Genomic DNA, 13,846 nt, shown 5'->3' with positions numbered 1-13,846 from the left:
TGCTCTGGCTAGAGCAAGGAGCTTGCCAATCGTGGGATATCTTGGAAATGCCTTGCGGAGCTTAGTGTGTGTTTCAGGATGTTGCGGATTTTTGAATTGATTTGGTGCGCAGGCGGATTTGGCGCACCAGATTGACGCGCTGGCCGATATGGAATCTGTCCTATTCGGTGCTGCCCAAGCCTTGCCAATGCTTGAGGCCAATAAAGATAAACCTCAACTGTTGGGTAATCTTGGCTTGCGGCGTCAAGTGCTCGGGCAACGCCTGTACCGGCGGATCGATAATATCCGGCAAGGTTGCGAACACACTTTTAACAATCAGATCGGCCATCACATTAAGGCCGGCGATGTCCAGGTGATGCAGTTTTGGCATCAGCGACAAATCGGCGGCAAGGTCCGAGCTGATGTCTTCGCGCAACCGCCCGATAGCTTGCCGCACCGGGAGTGATCCACCGTATTGCTCGCGCGCAAGAAACAGAAATTGCGAACGGTTGGCCGACACCACGTCGAGAAAAATCCGCACCGAAGCGTCGATAATGCCGCCCATGACGAACTCGTTGTGGCGCACCAGGCGAATGGTTTCACGGAACGTCTGGCCAACTTCGCTCACCAGTACCAGGCCCAACTCGTCCATGTCGGCAAAATGCCGATAAAAACCGGTGGGCACGATCCCGGCGGTCTTCGCCACTTCGCGCAGGCTCAGGCTGCCGAATCCTCGGCCGCACTCCATCAAATGGCGGGCAGCGTCCATCAAGGCGTTGCGGGTTTGTTGTTTCTGTTCGGCGCGGGGCAGCATCACAAAGGTTTTTCTGAGGAGGGACAGCGACGCACTCTAGCAAATCGGCTTTGCTGGCGTCGAACGACTCTCTATAAGGAGGCGCAGCGTAAGGAGGCGCAGCGGGGGGATAGTCGGGCTGAAAGTCGCAACATCCGGAAAATCAAAAGCCCAATCCAGTGATTGGGCTTTTTTTGAAGGCCGCCATGGGCTTAGCTCAGAGCGCTGTTGCGTTCGATTACGCGATCACCACCGCCTTCAGCAACGGCTTGGCCTTGTGGGGTTTTGTCAAAGCCATCTTCAGCAACGGCTTGGCCCTGTGGGGTTTTGTCGTAGCCATCTTCAGCAACGGCTTGGCCCTGTGGGGTTTTGTCGTAGCCATCTTCGGCAACGGCTTGGCCTTGTGGAGTCTTGTCGTAACCGTCTTCAGTAATCAGGCCTTTTTCTTTCAGGCGATCGTTACCGCCTTCAGCAAGGGTCTGGCCTTGTGGCGTACGGTCCGAACCATCAGCGGCGATGGTCTGGCTGAATACAGAGTGGCTCGATTTAACTTGTGGAGTGGCCTGCTCAGCGGCTGGCAAAGCGAAAGCGGTGCTGGCCAGCATTGAGAGGGTAAGACTAAGCAGTAATTGACGTTTCATGATTGGGTGCTCCGTAGGAGGGCGATAAAATGGGTACGAGGTCAATGCTACTCTCGATAAGTCGATATAAAAGTTCATAAACGCAATGGTAATAATCAACGGAATTGATTGTTCTGCGCGAGGGCTCTAGAACGGGCCTTTGCGGCGGGTGTTTTTGCACCGAGGTGGGTATTTTCGACCCACTCGCGCCGCACAAACGTGCGCGAGCGGTAACGATGGACGATGAGAGGGTCGACGCAGACGGGCTAATTACGCGCAAAGAGCGCTTTCGATTAAACCTGCGAGCCGATTGCGAGTCGTAGTTTTCATGGCAGGCCGTTTATGGCCTAACGTTTCATATGTGCGTCGCAGTCAGGGCGCTCAGTCGTATCAGGAGCCCTGTGCAATGACGCGCACCCCAAAAATCTTCGGCTGGATCGTTGGCAGCCTTGTTGTACTGCTGGCTGTATTGGTTCTGATCATCGTGTTCTTTGATTGGAACCGGATAAAACCGCCGCTCAACGCCAAAGTATCCGAGGAGTTGCACCGACCGTTCGCTATCAACGGCAACCTGGCGGTGATTTGGCAGCGTGAACCTGATGAAGGCGGCTGGCGTGCCTGGGTGCCATGGCCGCATGTGGTGGCGGAGGATTTGAGCCTCGGCAACCCGGATTGGTCGAAGAAACCGAACATGGTCACCCTCAAACGCGTCGAGTTACGTATCTCGCCGCTGGCGCTGTTGGCGCAGCGTGTGGTGATCCCTCGTATCGACTTGACCGAACCCAATGCCGACCTGCAGCGTCTGGCCGATGGTCGTGCCAACTGGACGTTCAAATTCGATCCCAAAGACCCGAATGCAAAGCCTTCAAACTGGGTGGTTGATATCGGCGCAATCGGCTTCGATAAGGGCCACGTCACGCTGGACGACCAGAGCCTGAAGACTCAGCTCGACGTATTGATAGATCCGCTGGGCAAACCGATTCCCTTCGGCGATATCGTCGGCGACAAAGCGGCAAAGTCTGCGATGGAGAAGGGCGCTGCACCGCAGGATTACGCGTTCGGCCTGAAGGTCAAAGGCCAATACCACGGGCAAAAACTCGGGGGCGAAGGCAAAATCGGTGGTTTGCTGGCGTTGCAGGACGCGGCCAAACCGTTTCCGCTGCAAGCTCAAGTGCAGATTGCTGACACCCGTGTCGAGCTGGCCGGTACGTTGACCGACCCGCTTAATCTTGGCGCGCTCGACCTGCGTTTGAAACTGGCGGGCAGCAGTCTTGGCAACCTGTACCCGCTGACGGGTGTGACATTGCCGGATACACCACCCTATTCCACCGACGGGCATTTGATTGCCAAGCTGCATGAGCCCAGTGGCGCGACGTTTCGCTATGAGGCGTTCAACGGCAAGATCGGCGAGAGCGATATTCATGGCAGCCTGGCCTACGCTGCCAGTCAGCCGCGCCCCAAACTCAGCGGTGCCCTGGTTTCCAATCAATTGTTGTTTGCCGACCTGGCACCTTTGATCGGCGCGGATTCGAACGCCAAGCAAAAGGCCCGTGGCGGAGACAGCAAGCAACCGTCAGACAAGGTGTTGCCGGTTGAAGAATTCAAGACTGATCGCTGGCGCGATATGGACGCCGATGTCGAGTTCACCGGCAAACGCATTGTCCACAGTGAAAAGCTGCCGTTCACTGACCTTTATACGCACTTGGTGCTGACCGACGGCGTGCTCAGCCTGGAACCGCTGCGTTTCGGTGTGGCGGGCGGCAAACTGGACGCACAGATTCGCCTCAATGGTCATACCGAGCCCTTGGAAGGGCAGGCCAAGCTGACGGCGCGCGGCTTCAAGCTGAAGCAGTTGTTCCCGACTTTCGAACCGATGAAAACCAGTTTCGGCGAGCTCAACGGCGACGCTGATATTTCCGGGCGTGGCAATTCGGTTGCAACCCTGCTGGGTACCGCCAATGGCAACCTGAAAATGCTGATCAATGACGGCGCGATCAGCCGCGAGTTGATGGAGCTGGCGGGGTTGAACGTAGGTAACTATGTGGTCGGCAAGATTTTTGGCGACAAGGAAGTGAAGATCAATTGCGCGGCAGCGGATTTTGATATCAAGACGGGATTGGCGAGCGCGCGGTTGTTTGTCTTCGATACCGAGAACGCGATTATCTACATTGATGGCACCGCGAACATGGCCACGGAACAGTTGGACCTGACGGTAACACCGGAGTCCAAGGGCTGGAGGCTGATTTCGTTGCGTTCGCCGTTGTATGTGCGCGGTAAATTCATCAAACCGGACGCCGGCGTGAAAGCCGTGCCGTTACTGCTGCGCGGGGCGGGAATGGTGGCGTTGGGAGTGATAGCAGCACCGGCCGCAGGATTGCTGGCGCTAGTGGCGCCGAGCGGCGGAGAGCCGAATCAGTGTGCGCCCTTGCTGCAGCAGATGAAGGCAGGTAAAGCGCCAGTGACAGTCAAGCCAACCCGGTGATTGTTCGGCGTCTGAAAGGACGCCATCGCGAGCAGGCTCGCTCCCACAATGGGCCAGCGTCGTAACCAGGTTCAGCATTCACCGAGCATCCCTGTGGGAGCTGGCCTGCCAGCGATGAATACACCTCGGTTCATCGAGATGAACTATCGAACAAGCAGACGCCATCGCGAGCAGGCTCGCTCCCACAGTGGGCCAGCGTCGCCCTAAGGTTCAGCATTCACCAGTAGGCCAGCGTCGCCCTCAGGTTCAGCATTCACCGAGCATCCCTGTGGGAGCTGGCCTGCCAGCGATGGATACACCTCGGTTCATCGAGATGAACAATCGAACAAGCAGACGCCATCGCGAGCAGGCTCGCTCCCCCATTGGATCTGTGGGGCGCACGTATTCAGCGTGCACCGAAGATCCCTGTGGGAGCGAGCCTGCTCGCGATGGCTGTAGCGCAGCTATTACAGGTCTTTCAGAATATCGGCCATGTCGTCGGCATGTTCTTCTTCCTGAGCCAGGATGTCTTCGAAGATGCGTCGGGTGGTCGGGTCTTTTTCGCCGATGTATTGAATGATCTCGCGGTAGCTGTCGATGGCGATTCGCTCGGCAACCAGGTCTTCGTAGACCATTTCCTTGAGGTTCTTGCCGGCCACGTACTGCGCGTGGGAGTTCTTCGACAGCAAATCCGGGTTGAATTCTGGCTCACCGCCCAACTGCACAATGCGCTCGGCCAGACGGTCGGCGTGTTCGGCTTCCTGATTCGCGTGTTCAAGGAATTCATCGGCCGCGACGTGGGCTTTCAAACCATTAGCCATGAAGTAGTGGCGCTTGTAACGCAACACGCACACCAGTTCTGTGGCCAGCGATTCATTAAGCAGGCGCAATACTTCTTCGCGGTTGGCACTGTAGCTTTCGGTCACTGCACCGTTTTCGACATTTTTGCGGGCGCGTTCGCGAAGGGTATTTACATCAGATAACTGCATGTCGCTCATCTCGTTCTCCTGGAGGCTAATCCGGTTTGCGTCACCTTCTAGAGAAGTGATCGCTACGTAGGGTGTGAGTGATGAGCGCGGCGAAAAGTTTTATGCAATTTGGCAATCGATGACATTAAACGACCTGCTGTCATGTTTGATGACCATGCTTGGCTGATGTCTTGCATCGAGCCTTGCGCTACTTCGCCGATCACAAGGAAGTTCGCCCATGTCGCAACATTGCGCTACGCGTTACCCGTTGGTACTGATTCCGGGAATGCTCGGGTTTGTCCGCCTGCTGCTTTACCCCTACTGGTACGGAATAATTTCGGCACTGCGTGACGGTGGTGCGACGGTGTTTGCAGTGCAGGTTTCGCCGCTGAACTCCAGCGAGGTGCGTGGTGAGCAACTGCTGGCGCGAATCGAAGAGATTTTGCGTGAAACCGGGGCTGATAAGGTCAACCTGATCGGCCACAGCCAGGGCGCGTTGACGGCTCGATATGCCGCCGCCAAGCGACCGGATCGAGTCGCCTCCGTCACCTCGGTGGCGGGCCCGAACCATGGGTCGGAACTGGCGGATTACCTGGAAAAAAACTACCCGGCGGATAGCGCCAAGGGTCGCCTGCTGAGCGGAGTGTTGCGCCTGGTCGCTGCGGTGATGAGTTTTCTGGAAACCGGCTATCGCGGGCCGAAACTGCCCGTGGATATTCACGCCTCCCATGCTTCCCTGACCATGGCTGGGGTGGCGCTGTTCAATCAGCGTTTCCCGCAAGGTTTGCCCGAAACCTTTGGTGGTCAAGGCCCGGAGGTAGTCAACGGCGTGCGCTATTACTCGTGGTCCGGAACGCTGCAACCGGGCAAAACCGATCGGGGGCTTAACCTGTTTGACGGGACTAACCGCAGTTGCCGGTTATTTGCCAAAACGTTCGTCCGCGAAATAGGCCACTGCGACGGCATGGTCGGGCGGTACAGCTCACACCTTGGGACGGTGATCGGCGACGAATATCCGCTGGATCATTTCGACATCGTCAATCAGTCACTGGGATTGGTTGGCAAGGGCGCAGAGCCGGTGCGGTTGTTCGTCGACCACGCGGCGCGGCTAATAGCTGCCGGAGTGTAAGCCGTAAAACCGCGTTTTCGTTCTTCAGGCAACACGTACCTTGCGCCCGAGCACCGTGGTCCAACGTTCGGACACAATCACCCCGCCCAGCGTCAACACGCCACCCACCAGGTGATACATCGCCAATTGTTCATGCAGCACGCCTGCCGCAATCAGCGCAGTGAGCACCGGCAGCAAGTTGAAAAACAGCGTGGTTCGGCTCGGCCCCAGGCGCACAACGGCTTGCATCCAGGCCAACGGTGCAATCATTGAAGCCAGCAGGCAGGCGTAAAGCACCAAGGGAATGTTCTGCCATGTCGGGCCGATTTTCGGTGAGACAGCAAACAGCGGAAACAGCACCACCACCGCGACCAACACCTGCAAGTACAGCAGCACCAGCGGAGGTAAACGCAGCTGCCATTTTTTCAGCAGCGTGCTGTAGATCGCATAGGCCAGTGTGGCGATCAGCATCATCGCATCGCCCAGGTTCACGCCATGCTCGATCAGCGTTCCAAGACTGCCGGATGACACCACCACCAGCACGCCGGCGAAGGACAAAACGGCCCCGGCCAGTGCACCCGCAGTCAGCCGCTGGCCGAGGCTGACAATCGCCATGGTCAGTGACATCAACGGCATCAGCGACAGGATGATGCCCATGTTGGTGGCCGATGTCCGCGTCGCGGCAAAGTAAGCCAAGCTTTGATAAACCGCCATGCCCAGCACACCGAGGATGAAAATCTTGCCAAGGTTGGGGCGGATCGACGGCCAATGGGCGATCACCGGTTTAAGCATGAAGGGTGTGAACAAAATGCCCGCGAGCAGCCAGCGATAGAAACCGATCTCGGCGGGGTAGATCGCCCCGGCCGACATTTTGGTGATGACCGTGTTGCCAGCCCAGATAAAAATGGCCAGCAGGGGATAAGCGTATTGCATCGGGAAAACCAGAACGTTAATGAGGGGCAATTATCCCCTGTCTGGATGAAAGCCTATACTTTGATCCAGACAACACGACGCGGTATACGGACAGCATGAGCACGAAACACATCGATCTGCTGGATTTCAGCGAATTGCCGGCACCGGTGTATTTCCGCTACGCCGATTTTGATACGCATGAGTACGCCTCGGCCCATCGCCATCCTTGGGGCACGCTCGAGTATTCGGCGAACGGTGTGTTGCACATGGAAATAGGCAACAGCCGTTTCATGTCGCCGCCGCAGTACGCCGTTTGGGTGCCGCCGCAGATCGAACACAGTTTCTACAGTAACCAACCGGTGAATTATCGCGCGGTGTGCCTTGCGCCTTCGCTGTGCCGCGATTTGCCGAAGCAGGCCTGTACCTTGGCGATCAGTGACATTCTCAAAGCGATCCTCAAGGATTTCGCCGCCCGCGATGTGAAAATCCCGAAGCACGAACCTGATGTCCGACTGGCTCAGGTGCTGGTAGACCAGTTGCAACTGGCGCCGGTACACCAGTGTTATTTGCCTTATGCGAGCAGTCCGGGTTTGCTCGCGATTCTGGAAACGTTGCAAGCCGAGCCTGGCGATAACCGGCCGCTGGCGCATTGGGCCGAGCTAATCCATGTCAGCGAGCGCACGTTAGCGCGCCAGTGCGTGCGCGAATTGGGCATGAGTTTTGGCGAGTGGCGCCAGCGTCTGAGGTATTTGGCAGCGATTGAAGCACTGAGCAGCCAACGCAGCATCCAGGAGGTCGCGTTCGACATGGGGTACAGCACCGCTTCGGCATTTATCGCAATGTTCCAGCGACAGGCAGGATGTACACCCGAGCAGTATCGGCGACAGCGATTTGTGTAAGCCTGTGTACGAGGCTATCTGGATCAGTACGGGCCTGCATTCAGCGGTGTAACACGCTTTGTCTACACTCCAGAATGAGGCCGTGCCCCTCGGTGCGGCGACAAGGAGAAAACTCCATGAAGATGCTGCGTGTCCCTTTGTTGATGATCGGTTTGTTGCTCTGCTCCCAAGGCTTCGCCGCCACGGCTCAACAAAACAAGATGACCACCTGCAATGCCGACGCCACGACTAAAAGCCTGAAGGGCGATGAGCGCAAAGCCTTCATGAGCACTTGCCTCAAAGCCGCGCCGGCCGCTAATGACGCGAAGGTGTTGACCCCTCAACAGGAGAAGATGAAAACCTGCAACGCCACCGCCGCTACCCAAGCGCTGAAGGGTGATGCACGCAAAACCTTCATGAGCGATTGCCTGAAGAAAAAATAGCCATTGAGTTGCTGAATACAGGGGCGGCGATGAGGGCGGCAAGGACGCCGCAAAAAGCCATGCGGGCCTCGACCAAAGTCGTCCTGCACATTCTCTAGTGCTGGCACCGGAAGGCTGGCAGACTGCCCATCCTTTTACGCTGTTCGTTTTGAGGCTGTATGCCAACGTTTTCTCAACGCCACGTTTTGCTGCTGATCAGTTGGGTCATCATTTTTGGTGGTTTGCTGTTGGTGATCCCATTGCGATTGCTGCCTAGCCTGTTGGCGGGGTTGCTGGTATTCGAACTGGTCAACATGCTGACCCCGCAATTGCAGCGACTGATCGAAGGTCGCCGTGCGCGCTGGCTGGCGGTGGCGTTGCTGGGAACCTTGGTGGTCAGTGTACTGGCGCTGATTTTTGCCGGTGCCATCAGTTTCTTGCTGCACGAAGCGGAAAATCCCGGGGCTTCTCTCGACAAATTCATGGGCGTGGTTGATCGCGCGCGCGGCCAATTACCGCCATTCCTAGACGTCTATCTGCCAGCCAGTGCTGCCGAATTCCGGGTGGCCATCGGTGACTGGTTGAGCAAACACCTCAGCGACTTGCAACTGGTGGGCAAGGACGCGGCGCACATGTTTGTGACGCTCCTGATCGGCATGGTACTGGGGGCGATCATTGCCCTGCAGCGGGTGCCGGATGTGACCAAACGCAAGCCGCTCGCCGCTGCGCTGTTCGACCGTTTGCATTTACTGGTGCAGGCGTTTCGCAACATCGTTTTTGCGCAAATCAAGATTTCGCTGCTCAACACCTTTTTCACCGGGATATTCCTGGCGGTGATCCTGCCCATGTTCGGGATCAAGCTACCGCTGACCAAAACCCTGATCGTGCTGACCTTCCTGCTCGGCTTGTTGCCGGTGATTGGCAACCTGATGTCGAACACCCTGATCACCATCGTCGGGCTATCCCTGTCGATCTGGGTGGCGGTGGCGGCGTTGGGCTATCTGATTTTTATCCACAAGCTCGAGTACTTCCTTAACGCACGCATTGTCGGCGGCCAGATCAGCGCCAAGTCGTGGGAGTTGCTGCTGGCAATGCTGGTGTTCGAGGCCGCATTCGGCCTGCCGGGAGTGGTGGCGGGGCCGATTTATTACGCCTATTTGAAGAGTGAGTTGAAACTGGTGGGGATGGTTTGATCCGCTGTTGATCTACTGTGGAGTGGGGATGGTTTGATCCGCTGTGGATTTAATGTGGCGAGGGGATTTATCCCCGATGGGGCGCGAAGCGGCCCCAATGCATGCGACCGCTTCGCCGCCAAACGGGGATAAATCCCCTCACCACAAGTCAATGCCTTCAGACGGGGATAAATCCCCTCACCACAAGTCAATGCCTTCAGATCGGGATAAATCCCCTCACCACAAGTCAATGCCTTCAGACCGCGTTCCTGCAGCTGGATGCGGTCCCTGTGGGAGCGAGCCTGCTCGCGATGACGTCTCCCAGGTGTTGGATCAATCCATAGCGCCATAGCGTTTCATGGCTTCAATCGCCAAGCCGCTACCAATGCTGCCGAAGATGTTGCCTTCCACGTGCCGCGCATTCGGCAACATCGCCGATACGCTGTTGCGCAGTGCCGGAATGCCGCTCGAACCGCCGGTGAAGAATACGGTGTCCACTTGATCAACCCGTACGTTGGCGTCGTTCAGCATCTGCGTCACGCTGTTGCGCACGCGTTCCAGCAGGGCGTCGATCGCTGACTCGAACAGGGCGCGGCTCAGCTCCACGCTCAGGCCCGGCTCTATCCGGTCCAGCGGCACATGTCGGCTGTCGGCGTGAGTCAGGTGGATTTTTGTTTCTTCCACTTCCATCGCCAGCCAGTGCCCGGCACGTTGATCGATCAGCTTGAACAGACGGTCGATGCCGCCCGTGTCCTCGATGTCGTAACGCATGCTGCCAAGGGCCAGTGTCGACTTTTGCGAGTACACCGAGTTGATGGTGTGCCAAGTGGCCAGGTTCATGTGGTGGCTGGTCGGCATGTAGGCGCCGCTCTTCATGCGGCTGCCGTAGCCAAATAGCGGCATCAGGCCTTGCAGGCTCAGTTGCTTGTCGAAATCGGTACCGCCGATGTGCACACCGCCCGTGGCGAGGATGTCGTCGTGACGGTTGTCGTGGTTGCGGCGCTCCGGCGACAGGCGCACCAGCGAGAAGTCGGACGTACCACCGCCGATGTCGACGATCAGTACCAACTCTTCTTTCTCGATGGTTGATTCGTAATCGAACGCGGCCGCGATGGGCTCGTACTGGAATGAAACATCCTTGAAGCCAATGGCCCGCGCTACATCGACCAGGGTATTTTCGGCTTCCTGGTCGGCCATCTCATCGTCATCGACAAAAAACACCGGGCGGCCCAGCACCACTTCTTCGAATTCGCGGCCTGCCGACGCTTCAGCACGCTTCTTCAACTGACCGATAAATAACCCCAGCAGGTCCTTGAACGGCATCGCCGTGCCGAGGACGCTGGTGTCGTGCTTGATCAATTTGGAACCCAGCAGGCTCTTCAGCGAGCGCATCAGCCGGCCTTCGTACCCTTCCAGGTACTCGTGCAACGCCAGTCGACCGTACACCGGGCGGCGTTCTTCCATGTTGAAGAAGACCACCGACGGCAAGGTGATCTTGTCATCCTCCAGCGCGATCAGCGTTTCCACGCCGGGGCGCAACCAACCGACGGTGGAGTTGGACGTGCCGAAGTCGATGCCGCAGGCACGGGCTGGAGATGCGTTTTTCATGTCTATCGAGTTCCGGTTAAAAAACGGCCGCGCAGTGTATGTCAGCGCGGCGAATAATCGAAGGCCGACTATCCGCTAAATCTCATCGATTAGCGCCTTGAAAGCGCGTCCATTACCCCCAAACTACCCTGCATAGGCTTGGCAGCCAGTGGGCGAGCACAAGAACCGCCTGCCGCTGCCGATAAACTTCTGATGCGCTGCCCGGTCACACTTTTGAGATCGGTCAAACCAAATGCCGTAAACAAGAGCATGCTGTGTCCCGGCTGCGCGATTTCGATAACGGATGGTGATCCTTAGATGGACTTCAAAGACTATTACAAGATTCTCGGTGTAGAGCCGACTGCTGACGATAAGACCATCAAGGCTGCTTATCGCAAGCTGGCGCGCAAATACCACCCAGACGTCAGCAAGGAAAAGGATGCCGAGGCCAAGTTCAAGGACGCCTCGGAAGCATATGAGGCGCTGAAAAGTGCCGACAAACGCGCCGAATATGATGACTTGCGCAAATATGGCCAGCACGGCCAGCCGTTCCAGGGCCCACCAGGTTGGCAGGGGCGTGGGGCTGGCGGTTTTGGCGGTGGTCAGGACACGGGCGATTTTTCGGACTTTTTCAGTTCGATCTTCGGCAACCGTGGCCCTGGTTTTGGTGGTGGACAGTCGGGCCGCAGTGCCGGGCGTCGAGGACAAGACGTGGAAATGGAATTACCGGTTTTTCTGGAAGAAACCCTCTCGAACGAATCGAAGAAGGTCTCTTTCCAGGTGCCTCAGTACAACGCTGCCGGCCAACATGTAAGCAATACCAGCAAAAGCCTGAACGTGAAGATCCCGGCCGGCGTGACCGACGGCGAGCGAATTCGGCTCAAGGGCCAAGGTGCTCCGGGCATCGGTGGCGGCGCCAATGGCGACTTGTTCCTGATTATTCGCTTCGCGCCGCACCCAAAATTTGATGTAGAAGGTGAGAACCTGATCATCACGTTGCCGCTGGCGCCGTGGGAGTTGGCGCTGGGCACGGAAGTGGCGGTGCCGACGCTGACCGGCAAGATCAACCTCAAGGTACCCGCTGGCAGCCAGAATGGTCAGCGTATGCGCGCCAAGGGGCACGGTTTGCTGAACAAGGCAGGCGAGCGCGGCAATTTGTTCGTGCAGCTGAAGGCTGTGATGCCCAAGACTTCAGACGATGAGGTCAAGGCGCTGTGGCAGGAACTGGCTAAAAAAGCCGCGTTCGACCCTAGAGAAAATTTCTGATCCAAGAGACGGAGTAGCCCATCATGAGCAACCCCCTGATCGTTCACCTGGACCTGGCAGAATTCTGTGAGGCGACTGATTTATCGGACGTCTACGTGATCGAGATTGTCGAGCACGGCATCCTCGAACCTCAGGGCTCCGTTCCCAAGGATTGGCGTTTCAACGATTACGAACTAGTCCTGGCCAAGCGCGCCGCCAAGCTGCGGCGCGACCTTGACCTGGAATGGGAAGGTGTCGCCCTGGCGCTGGACCTGCTCGATGAGGTGCAGCAACTGCGGGCCGAGAACCGCATGCTCAAGCAGCGGTTGGGAAGGTTGGTGGTGGAGTAAGGGGCTCAAACTCTCAGCATCTAGTTCCGCACATTTCTCAGGGCATTCTGCAGTTGAGACACATCAAATTTTTGCACACTGCTCTGGTGGGGGTTGCCGTTGGAGTCGTAATTCACTCGGTAGTGAAGCGTACTGCCATCTGACAACGTTCTGGTAGGTGGAACGGGAGCAAAAGGACGCTCAAATGGTTTGCTGCTCCATACCTTATGGTAACGATAATCTTCATTTTCCTTCCAGTTGGGGCTGATAATTCCTGCCTGTCCGCCAGTGTCATTAAAACGGGGCTGTTGTCTGGACGGAATCGGAGGGGGCGCGCCGCCTCTAAGCCTGGAAGTGGTGGGATTTTGAATGGTTACTGCCGTATAACGCTTCTCGGTGTTTGTCGGTATGTTTTCGTACCTCGGCATAGACGCTTGCGCGTTCTCAACGAGACCTGGATTCGTTACACCCCGCGCCGTTCCCTGGAGCCGCGACGTGGGTGGGTAACCGACTGGAGGCACCGAGGGGTTGTTTGAGATAAGAGGGCTCAGACTGGACGTGCTGGGTGACCGAGATACGCTGCGCGATTGCCCAGTAAGAAGTTTGAAAAGACCTACGTGCCCCGTCGGATCCGAACAATTCACCGGATCTCCCACACAATACGCATAAGCATTCAAGCCACCCGCCCCAAACGGACTCCAACTGTCCGGGCTATGAAAACGCATCAGTCGCGGGTTGTAGACGCGATAACCGTTGCCCAGGAAATACCAGCCGATGCGCGGCTCGCGTAACTGGCCATTGAACCCGACTCCCGCCATGACCTCATGTTGCACCGACTGATGACCATAGGTGGAATACGCCCTGCGATGAGTCGTGTCGGCAACGATTTCGGCGAGCACCGAGTTTTTATTATCGGTGGCCAACAAGACAGTGCGTTTCTGGCACGAGTGACCGGAGTTGAGCATTGGCTGACTTCCTTGATCGTGGTTGGTTTGCGTACAGCGCACCTTCCCTTTTACGCGCACCATTTCACATCGGGAACTATCAGTTCTGATAGTCCGGTTCAGCATTAAGGCTCGAGTGGGTCCAGTGCACGGTTCACCGAAATTTCTGCCGTCATGACGATTTGGGCGATTCCCAGCAGGGTGTTGCGACCGGGCCCCGTTTCCCGGTCAGCCAGGTCCATGGTGATCACGCAGGCTGCAGCCAGCGACTCGCTGGCAAAACCCAACAGTGCTTGAGTATCGATCTCAGGATTGACGATGAACATCGTGGACGGCGTGCGCGGGGTGGCGCGGATGTCGGCAAAGGAAGAGTGGTCGACTGCGATGCCGGTGTCGTCTGCTGTGGGAAGATCGGGAGTCACCTTGCG

The 13,846-nt window shown here is 57.2% G+C and carries 14 protein-coding genes; 7 read left to right on the top strand and 7 right to left on the bottom strand.

Going from position 1 to position 13,846, the window contains the following annotated elements; all coding sequences use genetic code 11:
• Positions 1–160: 160 nt before the first annotated feature.
• A complete protein-coding gene (locus tag ACQR3R_RS27875; protein ID WP_428277677.1) occupies positions 161–793 on the bottom strand; it encodes a TetR family transcriptional regulator in 633 nt (210 codons plus the stop codon).
• A gap of 191 nt (positions 794–984) precedes the next feature.
• On the bottom strand, positions 985–1,413 hold the full coding sequence (locus ACQR3R_RS27870; protein ID WP_428277465.1) for a hypothetical protein: 429 nt from the start codon (positions 1,411–1,413) through the stop codon (positions 985–987).
• A 385-nt stretch (positions 1,414–1,798) separates the two neighbouring features.
• Between ACQR3R_RS27870 and ACQR3R_RS27865 the strand changes: the two genes are divergently transcribed.
• On the top strand, positions 1,799–3,874 hold the full coding sequence (locus tag ACQR3R_RS27865; RefSeq protein ID WP_428277463.1) for an AsmA family protein: 2,076 nt from the start codon (positions 1,799–1,801) through the stop codon (positions 3,872–3,874).
• Positions 3,875–4,320: 446 nt separating this feature from the next.
• Here the strand turns inward: ACQR3R_RS27865 and ACQR3R_RS27860 are convergent, their stop codons facing one another.
• Entirely contained in the window at positions 4,321–4,851 is a 531-nt protein-coding gene (locus ACQR3R_RS27860; protein ID WP_428277461.1) for a ferritin-like domain-containing protein, read from the bottom strand.
• A gap of 208 nt (positions 4,852–5,059) precedes the next feature.
• On the opposite strand from ACQR3R_RS27860, the gene ACQR3R_RS27855 reads away from it, so the two are divergent.
• Positions 5,060–5,950: an alpha/beta fold hydrolase gene (locus ACQR3R_RS27855; protein WP_428277459.1), complete on the top strand. Its 891-nt coding sequence runs from the start codon at positions 5,060–5,062 to the stop codon at positions 5,948–5,950.
• 24 nt (positions 5,951–5,974) lie between these two features.
• Here ACQR3R_RS27855 and ACQR3R_RS27850 read toward each other — a convergent pair whose 3' ends face one another.
• Positions 5,975–6,862 (bottom strand): EamA family transporter, encoded by an 888-nt coding sequence (locus ACQR3R_RS27850; RefSeq protein WP_428277457.1) that lies wholly within the window; start codon positions 6,860–6,862, stop codon positions 5,975–5,977.
• 95 nt (positions 6,863–6,957) lie between these two features.
• Here ACQR3R_RS27850 and ACQR3R_RS27845 point away from each other — a divergent pair, with 95 nt between their 5' ends.
• The 3 genes from ACQR3R_RS27845 (at position 6,958) to ACQR3R_RS27835 (ending at position 9,334) form a co-directional block, all read left to right on the top strand.
• Positions 6,958–7,740, top strand: coding sequence for a helix-turn-helix domain-containing protein (locus ACQR3R_RS27845; RefSeq protein WP_428277455.1), 783 nt, complete (start codon positions 6,958–6,960; stop codon positions 7,738–7,740).
• A gap of 116 nt (positions 7,741–7,856) precedes the next feature.
• Positions 7,857–8,162: a PsiF family protein gene (locus ACQR3R_RS27840; RefSeq protein WP_428277453.1), complete on the top strand. Its 306-nt coding sequence runs from the start codon at positions 7,857–7,859 to the stop codon at positions 8,160–8,162.
• Between the two features lie 158 nt (positions 8,163–8,320).
• On the top strand, positions 8,321–9,334 hold the full coding sequence (locus tag ACQR3R_RS27835) for an AI-2E family transporter (protein ID WP_428277451.1): 1,014 nt from the start codon (positions 8,321–8,323) through the stop codon (positions 9,332–9,334).
• A 312-nt stretch (positions 9,335–9,646) separates the two neighbouring features.
• On the opposite strand, the gene ACQR3R_RS27830 is transcribed toward ACQR3R_RS27835, so the two are convergent.
• Positions 9,647–10,921 carry an Hsp70 family protein gene (locus ACQR3R_RS27830; protein ID WP_428277449.1) on the bottom strand — a complete coding sequence of 425 codons (1,275 nt, stop codon included), beginning with the start codon at positions 10,919–10,921 and terminating at the stop codon, positions 9,647–9,649.
• A 297-nt stretch (positions 10,922–11,218) separates the two neighbouring features.
• Here ACQR3R_RS27830 and ACQR3R_RS27825 point away from each other — a divergent pair, with 297 nt between their 5' ends.
• Together ACQR3R_RS27825 and ACQR3R_RS27820 are read left to right on the top strand one after the other, a co-directional pair.
• Entirely contained in the window at positions 11,219–12,166 is a 948-nt protein-coding gene (locus ACQR3R_RS27825; protein ID WP_428277447.1) for a DnaJ C-terminal domain-containing protein, read from the top strand.
• A gap of 23 nt (positions 12,167–12,189) precedes the next feature.
• Positions 12,190–12,495 carry a chaperone modulator CbpM gene (locus ACQR3R_RS27820; protein WP_428277445.1) on the top strand — a complete coding sequence of 102 codons (306 nt, stop codon included), beginning with the start codon at positions 12,190–12,192 and terminating at the stop codon, positions 12,493–12,495.
• A gap of 20 nt (positions 12,496–12,515) precedes the next feature.
• On the opposite strand, the gene ACQR3R_RS27815 is transcribed toward ACQR3R_RS27820, so the two are convergent.
• The gene (locus tag ACQR3R_RS27815; RefSeq protein ID WP_428277443.1) at positions 12,516–13,439 is read right to left on the bottom strand and encodes an RHS repeat-associated core domain-containing protein; all 924 of its coding nucleotides are present in this window, start codon (positions 13,437–13,439) and stop codon (positions 12,516–12,518) included.
• Positions 13,440–13,543: 104 nt separating this feature from the next.
• Positions 13,544–13,840, bottom strand: coding sequence for a DUF6124 family protein (locus ACQR3R_RS27810; protein WP_428277441.1), 297 nt, complete (start codon positions 13,838–13,840; stop codon positions 13,544–13,546).
• Positions 13,841–13,846 lie beyond the last annotated feature (6 nt).

The sequence above is a fragment of the Gordonia sp. IEGM753 genome (assembly GCF_050321825.1).
GTDB lineage: Bacteria > Pseudomonadota > Gammaproteobacteria > Pseudomonadales > Pseudomonadaceae > Aquipseudomonas.
Note: the sequence above shows the minus strand (reverse complement) of the source record. Positions and strands in the feature narration are given on the sequence as shown.

Excerpts from the sequence above, each read along its gene's own strand:
- ACQR3R_RS27825 (WP_428277447.1), top strand. The coding sequence starts at position 11,219 with ATGGACTTCAAAGACTATTACAAGATTCTCGGTGTAGAGCCGACTGCT.
- ACQR3R_RS27840 (WP_428277453.1), top strand. The coding sequence starts at position 7,857 with ATGAAGATGCTGCGTGTCCCTTTGTTGATGATCGGTTTGTTGCTCTGC.
- ACQR3R_RS27865 (WP_428277463.1), top strand. The coding sequence starts at position 1,799 with ATGACGCGCACCCCAAAAATCTTCGGCTGGATCGTTGGCAGCCTTGTT.
- ACQR3R_RS27845 (WP_428277455.1), top strand. The coding sequence starts at position 6,958 with ATGAGCACGAAACACATCGATCTGCTGGATTTCAGCGAATTGCCGGCA.
- ACQR3R_RS27850 (WP_428277457.1), bottom strand. The coding sequence starts at position 6,862 with ATGCAATACGCTTATCCCCTGCTGGCCATTTTTATCTGGGCTGGCAAC.
- ACQR3R_RS27855 (WP_428277459.1), top strand. The coding sequence starts at position 5,060 with ATGTCGCAACATTGCGCTACGCGTTACCCGTTGGTACTGATTCCGGGA.
- ACQR3R_RS27815 (WP_428277443.1), bottom strand. The coding sequence starts at position 13,439 with ATGCTCAACTCCGGTCACTCGTGCCAGAAACGCACTGTCTTGTTGGCC.
- ACQR3R_RS27860 (WP_428277461.1), bottom strand. The coding sequence starts at position 4,851 with ATGAGCGACATGCAGTTATCTGATGTAAATACCCTTCGCGAACGCGCC.
- ACQR3R_RS27835 (WP_428277451.1), top strand. The coding sequence starts at position 8,321 with ATGCCAACGTTTTCTCAACGCCACGTTTTGCTGCTGATCAGTTGGGTC.
- ACQR3R_RS27820 (WP_428277445.1), top strand. The coding sequence starts at position 12,190 with ATGAGCAACCCCCTGATCGTTCACCTGGACCTGGCAGAATTCTGTGAG.
- ACQR3R_RS27875 (WP_428277677.1), bottom strand. The coding sequence starts at position 793 with ATGCTGCCCCGCGCCGAACAGAAACAACAAACCCGCAACGCCTTGATG.
- ACQR3R_RS27870 (WP_428277465.1), bottom strand. The coding sequence starts at position 1,413 with ATGAAACGTCAATTACTGCTTAGTCTTACCCTCTCAATGCTGGCCAGC.
- ACQR3R_RS27830 (WP_428277449.1), bottom strand. The coding sequence starts at position 10,921 with ATGAAAAACGCATCTCCAGCCCGTGCCTGCGGCATCGACTTCGGCACG.